Source organism: uncultured Virgibacillus sp. (assembly GCF_947495635.1).
Taxonomy (GTDB): domain Bacteria; phylum Bacillota; class Bacilli; order Bacillales; family Amphibacillaceae; genus Virgibacillus; species Virgibacillus salarius.
In genome coordinates this window covers 1-16,114 of record NZ_CANMAB010000097.1, presented here as the reverse complement: position 1 = coordinate 16,114, position 16,114 = coordinate 1, and the positions used below count along the sequence as shown (strand labels likewise).

Genomic DNA, 16,114 nt, shown 5'->3' with positions numbered 1-16,114 from the left:
AATTCATAGTGGGTCCTCTCCTTGGTATTTATTAATTTCGGGGTCAATGCGCATTGACACCCTGTACTATACCAAGGAGGCTCTTTTTTGTTCAACCCTCAAATTTCTTCATTACAGGAATGCTCCTATTATTTTTATCATTCGTATTGTAATTCGAATTTTTCTTTTGGATCTTCCTATTTTATGTCTTAGCTTCGTCAAGACCAAAAGCTTTAAAATTAACCTCTATTTTATATAATAACAATAATTTTTAACATTTGTATTCTTATACGGGAAATAACGCCCTATTACTTTAAGTACTAAATTTTAGATAGGCTACACTAAATTGGACAGAGAAAATGAGGGCTTGTAAACTTAGATTAATAACTGAAGGGGGCATACAGCATACTACGATAGTTCGTCAACGTCGAACTTTTACACCCGAATTTAAACCTGCAATTAGTGAAGCTCTATGAAAACGGCAAATCGTGTGCAGATATTGCAAGAGAGTATAACATCACACCTTCTACATTAGGTCGTTGGATAAAAAATCATCAAGAAACAGGTTCATTTGCCGCCAAGGAATTGGTTTAATAATATTCGAATTCATGGAACAATAGGATATTTAACACCTGTGGAATTCAAACAACAGCCCTATAATTTTTGTCCAATTTAGTGTTGACATACCAATATGATGGTCATATAAGAATGACCTTTTTTAACTTTAAATTCCATTTTAAAAAAACTCCTCAATAAATGCGGTTATGCCATTTCCTTTACCTTTTTTCTAAACTCCGTATCTGTGGCAACACTGATTACAAAATCATTAAATATAGTTCTTATCCAATATAAATCTCCCCCCTTATCATCCTCAATAAATAGGGAAACGGATATTGTCGTATCCTGTGATTCTTTATATAAGGCAGAAGTTAGAACGTATGGTGTAGTTCCCCCCTTATACCAAAAATAGTCATCCTTGTCACTTTTTACACTTTTACCTATTACTATTTCACTAAATAACTTTTTTTCCTTTTTGGTTAAGAGTTCCTTTCCTAATCTTAACATTAGATCAGTATATTGATTTGTCGTTGAATAAGCCATTCTTTTAGTGATTAACAATTGCATTTTGCGATCTAGCATTTTAGGCGTTTTTTCTTTAAGATAATCACTCCTATTCGCTTGCATTTTTACAAATAATTCATTTGCTAATTCGTGATAGGACTGACTACTCATTGCGTCTAACTTATTTAAAGCTAGCTTCCGTTTATCTGATAAATACCCTGGCATAATAATAGGTGATGTTAAATAAGTTATTTTATCGTGATTTAGCTGGAGCACTTCGATACTTTCATTCACAACGTCTACTCCGATTTTATGTATCAAAAAGTCCGTACAGGCATTAGAACTGTATTGCATCATCCCTTTAGCTATTTCTAATAAAGATACTTCAATAGGATAGTTTATCGAATATTTCCAATTGAGATGAGCACCCCCATCTGTATCTTTAATGTAGAATTTTTCAAGTTCGTTTAATTTAACCTTTTCAGCAATGGATATCTTGTTATTCATTGCACTCTTAACAAAGTTATATGCTATTATTATTTTCATTGTACTCGCTAACGGATACTTTTTATCCGGGTTTATAGCTAGAGTATTTCGACCATTTTCTTTAATGGTTAAGGATAGAGAAACTTTATGATTTTTAAAGTAATTTAATAAGTCGTATTTATTCTTCTTCATATTATGCTTATTTACTGCAATTCCTGAAACAACAAAAGCGATAATTAGAGTTAGTAATAGTAATAAACCTATGATTAATAGTTTCATTTTCGACCGCCCTAATATATGATATTGAGGATTCATTTTTATTAGCGAAAGTTTTTTAGGAGAAGGAAATATGATGAAGCCACATTAGAATTTATGGCTGTTGAGAACCAAATGTACCTATAAAACACAAAAATTAAAAAGCCAACCCCTTAAGTTTGCTAATAATAAACGTATTCTCATATCACCTTTGATTCCAAACCACCCTGATATAATTCCTAATATTCCGAATACAAATGGTAAGATCCATAAACCTCAATCCCCATAATGGAGTAAGTGCCAATAATAAACAAACAACGGATAATAAAGAAAAACATTTTTGTATTGCTTCGATTTACTCTTTATCAAAAAATAGTAACCAAATATGAATACGATTACTAAAATAGTCCAGATCTATGTTCTTTCCTCCGCTCTCTTTTGATAGAGCGTTATTCTCCAGTAAATCAAGCTTTGACTCTTAAGACAGCAATTTTCGGGTAATTGAAAATGATGGAAAAATTATTTATTACTAGTCTTACAGCCAAACATCGGATTACTAGAATCACGATTAGTCAAGGTTTTAAGGTTATAGTAGATTTAACAAAAAACACAGATTCTTTGATGTTTTATGAATGGAAGCATTGTGTCTTCTTTTTAATAATTATTTCCGCAAAATCTTCTCCATCGCTTTTCCTTTTGCTAACTCATCAATCAGTTTATCCAAATAGCGAATCTCCCGCATAATAGGTTCTTCAATATCTTCCACTCGTACACCGCAGATTACACCTTTGATTAACGTCCGTGAAGGATTCAGTTGAGGAGCTTCAGCGAAGAAGGTCTCAAAGTCTGTCTGTTTTTCCAGTTGCGCTTCTAACTCTTTCTGGCTATACCCTGTCAACCAACGGATGATTTCATCGACTTCTGTTTTCGTACGTTCTTTTTTCTCTGCCTTCGTAACATAATGGGGGTAGACACTTGCGACACTCATTGTATAAATTTTATGTTTGGTCATGATATATCTCTCCTTCAGGTATTTTAATGAATATGTTTCCAATTATATCATTCAATAGTTACCGGATACACATTTTAAGGATATCCTGAAATATAGTTGACCTTTCTGTATGTTCAATTATGAAGTATTTCGAGATTTCCATACATTATCCGAATACCTATCTTTTTTTACTTTCGAGTGCATCTATCCTATTTTCAAGGTTTGCAATCTTTTTCTTCACATTTACATCCCGAGTTCTGATCCGTTCTGTAATCCCTTTACTAATTGCCAAAACAGCTATTATTAAGACAATAATACCAGCTGCAAACATCAAAATTATTTCCATAAACTTCTCTCCTTTCTTGGATTAATCCTGTTCCACCAACCCAAAAACAGAGCAATCCTTATTTTATCTTCGCAAATTACGATTTTTCATTCATACTATAAATCACATAAGCAATAACGCCAATTAAATAGCCGATTACAGTTCCAGAAATTGTTGTAAACAGCAAGTATGGTTCAAAAACGATACCCATAATCACACCAAGAGCACATCCAAAAATCATTCCTAATGGTATTAAACTATCCATTATGTCCTTAGCGTCTTTTGAGTTTTTCACAGCTATGTTCCTTTCCTCACTATAGTGATTCTTCAACAATCTTTATTTCCTCTCTTTAATGATAGCACCAATGATTAGCATAGCTATTCCTAATAATTCTCAATCAGTCCTGTATTAATTAGACCAAATTTTATTTCATCATATGCATTGTAAACGTTTTCTTTCATTGAGAAATACGTCCGTTTCTTTACATGTTTTAACGTTTGGTTTTAATCATTTTCTTTCGGAAGTATCTTAACTGCGATTAAATAACCAATTAAGGCTGCTAGCGCACCAATAAAGATTGATATAAAAGAATTGGTATCAGGAAAGAAGTATTCAGAAATAAAAATCATGATTCCTACAAATAAGCCTGTAAGTAGAGCTCTGTCGATATTTCTTATTTTCATATCATCACCTCGATAACTATAAAACACGTTAACTTATTACGCTTAAAGAGTAAAGGATATGAATTTAAATTCTTTCTCTTGAATCGTGTTTGCTTCCTATTACAGAAAAGCTTCTCGAAAGCTAAACGTCATCCGCAGATTCTCAAAAATGAAGAATATGTTGTTCAGACTGTGCTGGCTATGGTATCTATTTTTTCAAGTTCTTACCTGGTAAAAAGAATGTTTATAGGATTTCCTCACAACAATCCAACCGTTGTTAAAAATAGACGGACATCTCGCAATAAAAATTTTGCTTTATTACGAAAGAGCAGCTATACAAATCATTGTTCTTTAGATGTTGATATAAAGTAATTTAGTGGTCCAATAAAGAGCAGTCCTCCAGCAGCTATACCTAAGAATACAGTTATATTCCAAATGTGCTTTGAACAGCAAACAACATACCCAATATGACATAAAGTGGTGCTCTTTGCATTCTAGTAAAACCCGATATAGCTGATATAATAACGCCCATAGCTACCCAATTGATGAAAATGGAATAACATCTATTAACTGGTTTAGGTATGTCATCTTTCAGGTTTTAGAGTTGTTCTTTGTAAAGGAATGCCTCCCATTGAAACATTTCGCTCTATGAATATATAGGAGCGCCCATCTATTATAAAAATTCCATCACCTTTATAATTGACCTCTCTTCCTTGTTTGACAAGTTCATACTGTATTGCTTTAACATACTCTGCATAATTCACATATCTCTCATCTAAATCGATCGCTATATTCCCTTTCCCATATCCCATCACCCAATTAAAACTAAGCAAGCATAGCACTAAAAATATTAAGAATAAAATCATTTGACACTCCTCAAAATTTCGCTTCCTAATTTCTTCTATAATTAATGTACGATTTGTTACATATTTCGTTTCAACTATTTTCTATGTATTCTTTAATTTTCCTTTTACATAAAATGAGCGCTTATCCTTATTACTGATGTGCGCCTGTTAACCTTTGGAATTCGAACCTCTTCTTAGCTCCTTCATTTCGTTTAGAATTTCTTTTTGTATTTCTAAGTTTTCTTTCCATATTGCAATTAAATCATTTGTTCGTTTATTTAATGACTTAGGAAGTCTCAAGGAAAAATCAAGCAAAATGGGATAAATATTTCCATAAGAGCCCTTTTCTCCAAAATTGGAAGTTGATCCTTACACGAGGAGTAATATTGTTCCATCTCTTACAAATACTTATTTATTATCTTAACCCAGCCAACTATTGCTAATGTGAACAAACACCCCAAAACACACTTCTGCGCCATATTCGAGGTATAGCAAACCAGTAAGCCACAATCTTCAACAATAAATTATCTTTTTAATAATTGTTCTTATCGATATGTACCACTCCAATCGTTATGTTCATACTATTAAGGGATAAAAAAGGCTATAGCTTGATCTTGCTCAGTCATTAATGGATGAACCAAGACTATTTCAATTCGAAACTTTCACCTTGTTCCGTTAAACCCCATTCTTTTAAATCTAAACGATGTTGTAGCAATAGTTGATTAAATTCACTAATAACTAAAACCGTTGAACCATCTTATAATCAAGGGACTACATCCAATGGTTTCTCTCATTGAATGGCATAATTAAATTCTAAATAGAACTGCTATCAACAATTATTTCAATACCACTTGAATTTTCACAATACGCTATACCATGCAATAATACAGTTCCCCCTATTCAACTGTGTCCGTATACGGGAATACTGAAAATGAAGAGGAATCAAAAAGAACCTCCTAAAGCTCTCTTTCAATTAATAAGAGTCTCTTCTTGTATAAAACAATATTTAAGGAAATGATTAACAAAAAAATTCCTATTATACTTGTTGAAATAGGATATATGAAAGGAAAAAAGTGATTTGGATAACCTTTTGTAATGTCTGAGTAATATCCCATAGACATAAGTGAAGTACCAGAAAAATTTATTAGCTTAACACCTAATTTATTATCGTTTCTCTCGGAGTATTTTAAAACCTCTTCACTAACATCATTGTCTTGAGTAATAGTGATTATTTTCCATTCCCTGCTTTTCATTGGTTGGTTGTTATCTGTCAATCTCTGAACTATGTTTATCTGTTTTTTACCAGTCAATTTGTCAGTAACGATTACTATATCGAACCACGAAAAATATCTCCCCCCTCTATTACGGTTAGAAAGCCATATCTCATCAGGCTTGGAAATTTCTTCATCATTCAATAGAAGATGTATTTTCACTATGTCTCCAGGAGAAACATTCTCGTCTTGATCCCAAGAAGTTAATGGTGCCTTCTTACTCGTTTTTTCTTCTATTATTTTAATGTTTTTATCATTTATTGTCAGTTCTGGAACAGCCTCCATATCTCCAAATACTTGACTATCTTGATAAGCGTGATGTATTTCGTATCGTTCGTTTATTTGATGTTCAATCCAATATTCACGAAGGATATAAAATAATGGAATAATAGAAACTATTAATAATATAAGCGAGAAACTAATAAGCACACTGGTCTTATTCACCCATAATTCCTCCCTTTATACATAGAGATTCAAATTATATCTTAAACTATTCTACTAGTTCGTACATTTACATGAGCTTACTTTTTTAATATGTTGCTTAATTAAAATGCCCTTATAGGTAAGATGGCGCGCTGCTTTTTATTCCGTCCTTGTGCCTGTTTAATGTTCGCATTTTACTACCGTCAGGATACTGATACGCTTGAATTGAATGGCTGTTAGATTTTTAAGTAAGTATGTCCAGCGCTCATGTAGGCTTTCTAAGAGCTGTAATGAAACATTACTAGGCAACTCACAATCTATTAACCTTGCCCATTCACTTACTTCATACGTTTTAATTACCGGATTTTCTTCTGTCAAAGCTAATTTCATTCGCATATATCCGTTTAAATGGCTATCTAAAACATGGTGAATAAGTTGACGTATATTCCAGCTATTTTCTCTATACGTTTTTGTTCATTTCGATTTATCTAGGGATACAGTTAACGCCTTTATATGACTAGGTAGTGTGCTCATTTCTTTAATCCACATTTGGTCTTACTTCATTAGGACAATTAAATACCACGGCCTTCAGCTTTATAACAATTACCTTCTTCTTTTGATACATAGGTACAATAAAATTATAACGAGTAAGATCAGTATAGCGTAAATCACTCTTGAATAAACATCCATATAATCTACAATTGTTTCCCATGAACCACCTACTGAAGCACCTAAGCACACGAGAACAATATTCCAAATCAACGTTCCTAATGTTGTAAATAAAAGAAAGATACCAACATTCATATTTGACATACCTGCAGGGATAGAAATCAAACTACGAATTAAAGGAACAAAACGACAAAAGAAGACCGTCCAAGGACCATATTTATCAAACCAAGCATCAGCCTTGTGAATATCGTTTTGTGTTATACGAAGAATATGTCCCCATTTACCCACGATCTTTTCTAATCTTGCTACATCAAGTTGTAAACCGATAATATATAGAACAATAGCTCCAATAACTGAACCTGCTGTTGCTGACGTTATTACACCAATAATACTAAGTTTAGAAGTGATTGTCATAAAACCTCCAAACGTTAGTATTACTTCAGAAGGTATTGGAGGGAAAATATTTTCAAAGGCAATTAACAACATAATGCCCATATAACCAAACTCATCCATAATTTCCGCTAACCAATTTTCCATACTCTTCCCCTTTGTTTCAAGATATGCTTGTGTGTATTTTCTTTGTAAAACTCGTTTCCATTCTGAACGGTATCCATATTTCTCTTTAGCATTCCCACTTCAAAACATTCCCTAATTATACCATATTTAGATAGATATATATAAAGAAGATTCAATTCAATTTTTTGTGGATTTGGGAAATTCCCATAAAAACCCTATTGAAGAGGGATCCGATACCTTTACCTCCCAACCTACAATATGTACTTTTCTGGTTCACAAATCATTTAACGCAATGACTTTGCCACTGCTTGCATTCACCCCATATTGACAATCTAATTTACCACACAAAACATATTGTTTCTCTTCGAAGTCATATACATAATAAGGCTTTAACTCGTATAGTTCTTTTAATTTTTTATATGCCTCCTCCTTATCAATCGTGGCTTCATCTGATGCTTGAAATTGGTCAAAGATATCCAACATCGGTTTGTTATCTACATAATTTATGGATCGAAAGCTGTTGGCATCAATTATGACAATAAGTTTTCTTTGAAATACGTAATTAACTTGTTTTTTTGCTCTTAAAATTGCATGAATATAACCTCTGTCACGGTACAGCATTTTGAGAATCCAACTTCCTGAGCCATTTGGATACTTTTGAAGTAAAAAGTCTTTGACTGCTAATAAACACTTCTCTTGCTCTTTCTTAGTAATCGGACAAGAATCAGGACTTGGCTCAGATGAAAATGCTTGTTCTGCAGTTACCTCTTCAGTCCAGCTAATTTCTTGTCTTTTAAATGGTTTTTTAATTGTCTTATTCTTATCCAAAAAAATGGTTCTATCGATGTTTATATAGGATCTTACATCAACGATAAATTCAAATGGAATCGCCGTCATTTGATCATTGGTAATATAAACTTCTTCTACTCCATATGTAGGAATTAATCTTTTTTGTTCATGTGAAGGAAATTCAATCAACTTCAATTGTTCCTTTGCCAAATGTTCTATCTTATCAAAAGAGAGTGTATATGTTTCTTCTTTTATAATCTCCTTAGAAGGAAATTGGCCATGAACAGCAAAAAAAGTCAGCTTCCCTTCTGCGTCAAATTCTATTTCAACAGAGCCAGCCGGAGAAACACTAACCCCATCAATTACTTCTTTAAATAGAAGTCTCCCTTCCTCTTCCTTATGAAGTTTCAATTGTCTCCCATAAGTTAATCCAGTTTCCTGTTCCATCCATTTTATGATGTCGTTTGTATGAAGACCTGCAAAGCTAATTCCGTTATTTGCATATGTCTTATCCATTACAAAAATAGCGCTAACAAACTTATGAGAATAGACGTTGACTTCAATAACTGCTGTGCCTTCCGGATTAGAATCATCCTCTGGTTCTTGTACATGATCAGGAAACCATTCCGTCGATAATGTATATACGGTTTCGTTGAAGATATTTACATACCGATTAAGTCCGTGTCTTTTTAAATAGTAGTTATCTAAGCCAAATTTCGTTTTTGTAATATCAATTAATTCTTTTATTTTACTATTCATTTACTTCTCCCCTACAACTTGTGTATATGGTTTTAAAAAATTATACCACTATCTGGCTCTATTAATTAACAGTTGTCGCATCGTTATATCAGATTTGCGCCCCTTTGCGGAAAAATAAATGACATTTAAGAACTTCTAACAGGTCGTGTGCGTAAATACATAACAATGTCGTAATAGTAAAAGGCTATGGTTATCCAAAATTCTACATCCAGAAAGAACCAGTGATATTTGCAATACCTATAAGTTTCATACTATCCATCCTCATTAATAATTGGAAGCAACCGATATTCCCAATGAGTTCTACATTCATTCAATTTATAATACCCTTCTGTCTCATCTTTTGAAATATATCCACATTGCTGACGCGCATTATTAAAAACGTCTTGTACTTCATTATTTGATGCTCTATAGTGACTCAAATCTGGAAAAACCTCAATCCATCCCTGCTTGGCATCTTTATCATACCTTGATTTCAAATCATAAATAAGCACACCTTTGACCCCTTCGTTCTTCACTACTCTAATTTCACTTTCACCGTTTTCTCCAGCGACTTTCATAAACGCTTCAAGTATATCTTTATTTTTTAAATGATTATTATTTAATACAATTTCATCTTCATTTGGAACATATTCTTCCAAAGGTTCTTCTTGGCTTTGTTCCCCTTCTGAGTTACTATGTTTTTTCACTTCCTGTTCAAAGTTTGTGCCATCAGCAGAATCCGTTCCTGTCTCTGGATTGATATTTGATGCATTTTGTGTATCTTCGTGTTCAGATGAGTTGCCATTTGTATTCTGCATTGCGTGACTATCTGTTAACTCGTTGTTTAATTTAGCATTTGAATCCTCAGATGAGTTTCCGCAAGCAGCTAATATAACTAATAGTACTGTAAACATTATCATTACAAATTTATGATTATTTTTCATCATTACACTACCTTTCTTCTGTAAATCTATTCCTAAACAATAGGGAGAAAACACTTTTTATAATGTCAACACTAAACTGGACAAAAAGTATAAGTCAGCTTCTTGAATTCTACAGGCGTTACATAGCCTAGTGTTCCATAAATCCGAATGTTGTTGAACCAATAAACATAATCATCATTTCTCCTAAAAACTTGGTATTAATTTGATGATATAATTCTCATTTAATTATTTTGGGTGAGTTCTTCTAAAACGAGGCCCAATGGTTGAATGGGCCATTCGTTATTTTTAGCAATTCTTTTTAGTTTTTTAGCACGAGTATCTATAAACCTTTTCATGTATTTTTCCAAAAATAATTTGTCGGCCACCACTCCAAGAATACCGAATGGGGATTTGTATTCAAAAGTATCTATCATAAGGGTCCCCCCTGTTTCTTTTACAAATTGATGTGTATGAGTGAAGGAACTGAAAGCGCCTTTTAGTATAATATCTACAAACTCGTTAGGCTTCTTCATATCTGTCACTTTAGCTGTTAGTCTTTGTTTAATACCAAAATGAGTAGCTTCCCATGTGACAGTATCACTTTCTTCTAATAATCCTCCAGTCACCCCATCTACCACTTTTTCATTTGTTTTTGCTGTGGTTTCAAGATGTATATCTACGTTTCTTGCAAGGTCAAAGCATACTTCTACAGGCGCTTTTATAAATTGCTTATGTTTAATAGTCGGCATCTATATTCCCCTTATTTAGAATGTTTCTTATTATTTCTAATAACAACGATAATGGACTATTATGTCAAAGCATCAACTTTGTACCAATCACCAATGACTGTAATTTGTAACTCATCTATAACCTTGCTCTTCATTTTAATGTTTGGATTTAGTAAAATAGTTCCATTCTGAGATAATTCATTTACTTTTGACCTTGAAATGGCAAAGATTTCTGCTATTAGTTTATCTATTCTAAGACCAAAATCATATTTATAGCAAATTCTAATAGTGACTTCGCTAGATAGTGGATTGAGCTTTTCTTTTCTTAACTCGTACCGTATATCTGTATTTACATCATTACATAGCTTTCTTAATTTGTTGATTTGAAAAGCATAGTACCAAATTGTCTCTTTATCATTATTCATAAACTTTTGAATGAGCGTGGACTCAATTTTATTGATATTTACTCTCGATAAAATAGGGTAATTCCAAGTTCCCTCACAATGTATACAGTTATAAATAAGCCAAATATCAACTAATTTCTGATTTGCATTCATCCTGAATTTCTCACTACAATAAAATTCTGTGTTCGTTTTACATTTACTACAATTTCTTTTTATATAAGGTGTTTCCAGAGCAATGATCTCATAAGTAAATAAATGATGAAAACTCATACACACGATCCTCCTAATTATTCAGAGGAACGCAACAACGGTTGAATGGAGAAAGATTTCCCATTTAAAAAAGCGGAATACCTTATAGGTATCCCGCTGGAATTAAAACAACTGACTATCCTGCGTTCCCTGTAATGGTTAAAAATAGGCACACTTCTCCCGTGATTGAACAATCATGTTCAAAAAAAGAAATGTACTATTTAGTTACTCAACCATTACAAGTATGCTGGCAAATCCAATTCCACCTTCCGTATTTCTCCTGTATATAGTATACCACTTTTATGTTTTAAATCAATAATTTCTAATATTTAAATAATAATTGAATCATCAGTATTATATTCATTGCTATATTCCTTTTGGTAAGCAGATAAAATGATGAAAAGAAAAACATAGCAAAATATAAAAATCTTAACTTATGAAAAGTTGCATGATTTTCTGGTCCAATCCATCAAGTCTAACATTAAGCATACTCAATCTTATAGCCGTTATTTACTTTAAATGTTGAGCTGCATCAAAAATAAGAAGCAAAAAGTTTTAGATTAATTCTAAAACGAAAAACGACATTAATCGGGCGGCCCAACATTATCTATTTGCCGTTATCTTTAGTAAATACCTACTTAATCGGATTCTATATACTCAAATCTTTTTCAATTCAATGGCTCATTGAGGAAAATTAACTGTAAGTCCTTTCGGTATAACATTTATTAAACTGTTCAACTTTTTGGTTTTCAAATCATTTTGGTAACCAGAGCCCCTACGGGATCCTACCGTAATCCAACATACCCTGCATTAACGAATCATTAGCTGAAAGCTTCTTTTTGTCCAACCTGTTTGTAATGACCAATATACAATAAAATTATACCTACTAACAAAATCACTGATGCAAAAATTAGCGCTCCATTATAATCACTAGTACGGTATGTCAACATCCCTGCAATGATGGGACCTATAATTTGTCCGATCCCGTATGAAGCTGTTAAGTATCCAATCGTCTTGTTGCTATTTTGAAAGGATAAGCTTTCCCCTTTAGATACAGTCAAAGTAGTAATTCCCATAAATGTCCCTCCGAATAAAAAGGCTCCTAGAAAAACACCAACAGCACTGTGCGTCAGAACCGGTAGTATGACTCCAAGGATCTGGGCTGTGAATGCTCCATACAAAGCGTTACTACCATAAAAAATGCCCGACAAGGATTGACGTTTATGAGCTTCAAGCGTTTCTAACACAATTCCAGAAGCTAAAACAAATACAAGTCCACTGCTTATTCCGGAAACCAGTCTCAAGATCAACCAAAATACAGAATTGAAAGTTACCCCCATTAGGATGGTCGTGATAATGTTAATAACCAGATAGAACTTTAAATAATACGCCTTTCCTTTTTTTTTTAACTATAAAAGCTGGCAACCAATGCGCCGAAAAGATAACCGAGATAATTAGAGGAGGCTAAATACCCGGCCATCTTTTCGGATAAATGGACGTCGTGTTGCATAAAGGGAAGAATAGGAGTGTAAGCAATTCTTCCGATCCCCATAACAATCATTAAAGAAGCCATTCCAGCTACTAGTGCATAAACAGGTCTCATCCAATATCTCCCCTTTTTCCTTATCTGTATTTCACAAGATCATCAACTTGAGAAACGATGTCTGCAATTATGGAAGCAGCGGATTTTCGTTTGCTTAATCGAGGGCTTTGACCGCTCCAAAGATGGACCCATTCCGGTCTATTTTGTTTGGCTGCCTCACTTCGAATCTGTTTGGTCAATGTGTGTTGCACCGGGTAACCTGGGAGGGACCGTTCATATGGAGCCATTTTCGTGATAAATTCATTTTGAATCCCTCTTGCTGGTTTACCACTAAATGCCGAAGTGATGACTGGATGCTCCTCGGTGCTGGTCAAAATCGCCTCGATTTGTTGCTTATTCGCTCCACTTTCCAAACTGGTAACAAAAGCGGTTCCCATTTGAACGGCTTGGGCTCCCAGTGTAAGAGAAGCCAAAACACCTCTCCCGTCCATTATGCCTCCTGCGGCAATTACCGGAATATTGACATGATCAACTGTTTGCGGGATAAGCGCCATCGTTCCAATCATGGCCTTATCAAATGATGCCGAAAACGTTCCACGATGACCTCCAGCTTCACTTCCCTGCATAACGACCATATCTATACCGTGTTCTTCATTGATCATTGCTTCTTTAACAGTAGTTGCTGTCCCCATAACGATAGTACCTTTCTGTTTTAACTGTTGAACTTCTTCTTTAGAAGGAACGCCGAATGTAAAACTGCAAACAGGCACCCGTTCTTCTAAAATAATTTCCATTTGCTTTTCAAATAAATGGGTCAACGGTTTTGTAACTTTCGGTTCCGTTAATTTTAATTCTTTGCGAAAGGGACGCAATAATTCATTGGCTTTTTCAATTTCCTTTTCGGATACATTCGGTGTTTCAGAAATAAAGACATTGACTCCGAAAGGCCGATTCGTTAATTTTTTGATTTTCTGAATGGTTTGCTTCATATGTTTCGGGTTCATATAACCAGCACCTAGAGTCCCAAGTCCCCCAGCATTGGAAACAGAAGCTATAAGTTCCGGTGTCGTAGTCCCCCCTGCCATTCCTGCTTGAATAATCGGATATTGAATGTCTAGTTTCCTAGTAATCTCGTTCTCATGCCACAAATCATTATTCCTCCTTACAATGGTAATAATTAAAAGGGTTTCCAAAATCCTATATCTTGATTATAATTGGAGTAAAACCACACGTAAAATGATGTTTTTTATTGCTTGTCATCAAAAATATTGATATCTGAAATCAAAAGGGATGTTAGTCATGAATTTGGAAGATCTTCGTGTTTTCACGGAAGTTGCAAAGGAAGCCAATATTACGAAAGCGGCCAAGAGTCTAAATTTTGTTCAATCCAATGTGACTGCAAAAATTAAACGACTTGAAAAGAATTATGAGACCACACTATTCTATCGTCATAAACATGGTGTGAATCTAACCGCTACTGGCGAGATTCTTTTTACTTATGCAGAAAAGGTTCTACGTCTAATGAATGATGTTGAGAAAACGTTAAAGAGCAGCAATAAGCCGAATGGAACGTTGTCCATTGGTTCAATGGAAACAACAGCAGCTACTCGGTTACCAAATATTTTGTCTTCCTATCATAAACAATACCCACAGGTAGAGTTGTCTCTTCAAACCGGTACCACAGCAGATCTAATAAAAGCAACTTTGAAACGCGAAATTGAAGGAGCCTTTGTAGCAGGGGAAGTTAATCATCCAGAGTTGGAGAAAATTGAGGTTGTTGAAGAAGAGTTGGTTTTGGTTTCAAAGAAAAATATCCTCACTAGCATAGATTTTGACCAACTAAACAATCAAACATTCATTGTGTTTAAGTCGGGTTGTTTTTACAGAGATATATTGGAAAACTGGCTGGATTCAAAAGGAATTAGGCCAACCAATATGATGGAATTAAACACCTTGGATGGTGTAATAGGCTGTGTCAAAGCCGGATTAGGCATTTCGCTTCTAACAAAGCCAGTAGCTGACAAGCTTGACAAGGATGGAGATATCACACGTTTTACACTACCAGCAGAATACGGGACGATTACAACAAGGTTTATTAATCATAAAGATATCGTTAAAACATCCGCATTCCGCGAATTTGTATCAGTTATACATTCAAGCGTATGCTTAAACAAAGTCCTAACATCATCATAATTTAATTCACACCTATTAGTTTTCTTTTAAATCAATTAGCCAGTTTCTCATTTTTTCAAGAAGTTTTCCATTAACCTTTAAAATTTTTGAATGGATCCAACCTATTTATAGAATTAGAGGAAACATTGATCAGTTCAAGCATCCAAAATTCTTGTTGCCTATAGGTGGCTATCATAGCGTATGGCAAATTCGTCATTCAATGTAGCTAGAGATATATTGTGTATAATTTCTGCATCATAATATCTATCATTTTGGTCTTTCAAACCAAACGCTGCTGTAGCATTTGAAATAAGGTATGTATTAAAACCTAAATTACCACTTATTCCATATTCAGTATTACAGTTTTCGGTTTCAATCGGTTTATATACACCTACCAAGGATTTATGTATACTGCTCAGGTAAATTACTTGTTATAGTTCTTACATTTTGCATTTAGTACACCACCACACTTCCTGTTTGTTTAGCATTCTGGACCTTTTCAAAAAGAATGACGCTTTTCCTTATTTCAGATAAGCGTGTTCGATTACTTAAAAAGAACTTCTTATTATAATCCCTTGCTTTTTTGCAAATTCATTGACCAGTTTTATGAATTTATTCTTATGTATTGATACGGAATTATGAATTTCTCTTTTGTCATCAATTACATATTCATCAAATATAATAAAGTTTAAATGGTCCATTTTTTTAATAACAAATCGATTACATTCATATTCTCCACTTCTAATATTGAAGGAATATACAAAATCAATGATTCCATCATAAAATTCCTGATCAGAAATTTCATCCTCTAAGAATGATTGTAGTAACTCTTGCATCTTTAATCCCCCTTTACACGAAATGTTACTGGCTATAAGAAAAAAGACTATTGTTGAAAATTGTCATTTATTCGGGGTGCCATATATGATTTCCCACTTCACCCCCCACCTATAATAGTTTTAGTATAGCATATTCCACAATCTGGAACTTTACAGCAATGCCGTCACAGTTGTGACCGTCAAGTAAAATGACACAATTTCTGCTTATTAATTTGAAACACTTTACTGCCCAAATATGGTTTTTCGA

General features: G+C 33.8%; 20 protein-coding genes and 2 pseudogenes. 3 read left to right on the top strand and 19 right to left on the bottom strand.

Annotated features, from left to right (window positions below):
* Positions 1-441: 441 nt before the first annotated feature.
* Positions 442-573, top strand: coding sequence for a helix-turn-helix domain-containing protein (locus tag Q1A47_RS16875; protein WP_343231063.1), 132 nt, complete (start codon positions 442-444; stop codon positions 571-573).
* Positions 551-655 (top strand): IS3 family transposase, encoded by a 105-nt coding sequence (locus Q1A47_RS20905; RefSeq protein WP_166530951.1) that lies wholly within the window; start codon positions 551-553, stop codon positions 653-655. The genes Q1A47_RS16875 and Q1A47_RS20905 overlap by 23 nt, the downstream gene beginning before the upstream one ends.
* Before the next feature lie 86 nt (positions 656-741).
* Here Q1A47_RS20905 and Q1A47_RS16870 read toward each other — a convergent pair whose 3' ends face one another.
* The 17 genes and pseudogenes from Q1A47_RS16870 to Q1A47_RS16795 all read right to left on the bottom strand — a co-directional run bounded on the left by Q1A47_RS16870 (position 742) and on the right by Q1A47_RS16795 (position 14,007).
* Positions 742-1,806, bottom strand: coding sequence for a serine hydrolase (locus Q1A47_RS16870; RefSeq protein WP_166530950.1), 1,065 nt, complete (start codon positions 1,804-1,806; stop codon positions 742-744).
* 637 nt (positions 1,807-2,443) lie between these two features.
* Positions 2,444-2,794: a DUF2200 domain-containing protein gene (locus Q1A47_RS16865; protein WP_026680525.1), complete on the bottom strand. Its 351-nt coding sequence runs from the start codon at positions 2,792-2,794 to the stop codon at positions 2,444-2,446.
* 157 nt (positions 2,795-2,951) lie between these two features.
* Positions 2,952-3,119 carry a hypothetical protein gene (locus Q1A47_RS16860; protein ID WP_161629265.1) on the bottom strand — a complete coding sequence of 56 codons (168 nt, stop codon included), beginning with the start codon at positions 3,117-3,119 and terminating at the stop codon, positions 2,952-2,954.
* 76 nt (positions 3,120-3,195) lie between these two features.
* The gene (locus tag Q1A47_RS16855; RefSeq protein ID WP_166530943.1) at positions 3,196-3,432 is read right to left on the bottom strand and encodes a hypothetical protein; all 237 of its coding nucleotides are present in this window, start codon (positions 3,430-3,432) and stop codon (positions 3,196-3,198) included.
* A gap of 170 nt (positions 3,433-3,602) precedes the next feature.
* A complete protein-coding gene (locus Q1A47_RS16850) occupies positions 3,603-3,782 on the bottom strand; it encodes a hypothetical protein (RefSeq protein WP_026680526.1) in 180 nt (59 codons plus the stop codon).
* Positions 3,783-4,345: 563 nt separating this feature from the next.
* Complete coding sequence (locus Q1A47_RS16845; RefSeq protein ID WP_026680527.1) at positions 4,346-4,627, bottom strand: hypothetical protein; 282 nt, start codon at positions 4,625-4,627, stop codon at positions 4,346-4,348.
* A gap of 935 nt (positions 4,628-5,562) precedes the next feature.
* Positions 5,563-6,321 carry a hypothetical protein gene (locus Q1A47_RS16840; RefSeq protein WP_121605189.1) on the bottom strand — a complete coding sequence of 253 codons (759 nt, stop codon included), beginning with the start codon at positions 6,319-6,321 and terminating at the stop codon, positions 5,563-5,565.
* 159 nt (positions 6,322-6,480) lie between these two features.
* Positions 6,481-6,732, bottom strand: a complete 252-nt coding sequence (locus Q1A47_RS16835) for a hypothetical protein (RefSeq protein ID WP_343231064.1) — start codon at positions 6,730-6,732, stop codon at positions 6,481-6,483.
* 171 nt (positions 6,733-6,903) lie between these two features.
* Positions 6,904-7,506, bottom strand: a complete 603-nt coding sequence (locus tag Q1A47_RS16830) for a DedA family protein (RefSeq protein ID WP_166530949.1) — start codon at positions 7,504-7,506, stop codon at positions 6,904-6,906.
* 252 nt (positions 7,507-7,758) lie between these two features.
* Complete coding sequence (locus Q1A47_RS16825) at positions 7,759-9,033, bottom strand: hypothetical protein (RefSeq protein WP_166530948.1); 1,275 nt, start codon at positions 9,031-9,033, stop codon at positions 7,759-7,761.
* Positions 9,034-9,284: 251 nt separating this feature from the next.
* Positions 9,285-9,956, bottom strand: coding sequence for a hypothetical protein (locus tag Q1A47_RS16820; RefSeq protein WP_166530947.1), 672 nt, complete (start codon positions 9,954-9,956; stop codon positions 9,285-9,287).
* A gap of 71 nt (positions 9,957-10,027) precedes the next feature.
* Positions 10,028-10,120, bottom strand: a pseudogene (locus Q1A47_RS20900) (IS3 family transposase); the annotation flags it as partial.
* A 57-nt stretch (positions 10,121-10,177) separates the two neighbouring features.
* On the bottom strand, positions 10,178-10,684 hold the full coding sequence (locus Q1A47_RS16815) for an SRPBCC family protein (RefSeq protein ID WP_166530946.1): 507 nt from the start codon (positions 10,682-10,684) through the stop codon (positions 10,178-10,180).
* A gap of 59 nt (positions 10,685-10,743) precedes the next feature.
* A complete protein-coding gene (locus tag Q1A47_RS16810; protein WP_121605192.1) occupies positions 10,744-11,337 on the bottom strand; it encodes a DUF1062 domain-containing protein in 594 nt (197 codons plus the stop codon).
* Between the two features lie 800 nt (positions 11,338-12,137).
* Complete coding sequence (locus Q1A47_RS16805) at positions 12,138-12,656, bottom strand: YbfB/YjiJ family MFS transporter (protein ID WP_281414408.1); 519 nt, start codon at positions 12,654-12,656, stop codon at positions 12,138-12,140.
* Positions 12,657-12,721: 65 nt separating this feature from the next.
* On the bottom strand, positions 12,722-12,919 hold the full coding sequence (locus tag Q1A47_RS16800; RefSeq protein WP_026680534.1) for a YbfB/YjiJ family MFS transporter: 198 nt from the start codon (positions 12,917-12,919) through the stop codon (positions 12,722-12,724).
* A 20-nt stretch (positions 12,920-12,939) separates the two neighbouring features.
* The gene (locus tag Q1A47_RS16795) at positions 12,940-14,007 is read right to left on the bottom strand and encodes a nitronate monooxygenase family protein (protein ID WP_166530945.1); all 1,068 of its coding nucleotides are present in this window, start codon (positions 14,005-14,007) and stop codon (positions 12,940-12,942) included.
* A gap of 151 nt (positions 14,008-14,158) precedes the next feature.
* Between Q1A47_RS16795 and Q1A47_RS16790 the strand changes: the two genes are divergently transcribed.
* A complete protein-coding gene (locus Q1A47_RS16790) occupies positions 14,159-15,052 on the top strand; it encodes a LysR family transcriptional regulator (protein ID WP_166530944.1) in 894 nt (297 codons plus the stop codon).
* Positions 15,053-15,210: 158 nt separating this feature from the next.
* Here Q1A47_RS16790 and Q1A47_RS16785 read toward each other — a convergent pair.
* Both Q1A47_RS16785 and Q1A47_RS16780 read right to left on the bottom strand, forming a co-directional pair.
* Positions 15,211-15,408 (bottom strand): annotated as a pseudogene (locus Q1A47_RS16785) (hypothetical protein); the annotation flags it as partial.
* A 171-nt stretch (positions 15,409-15,579) separates the two neighbouring features.
* A complete protein-coding gene (locus Q1A47_RS16780) occupies positions 15,580-15,867 on the bottom strand; it encodes a hypothetical protein (protein WP_121605194.1) in 288 nt (95 codons plus the stop codon).
* Positions 15,868-16,114 lie beyond the last annotated feature (247 nt).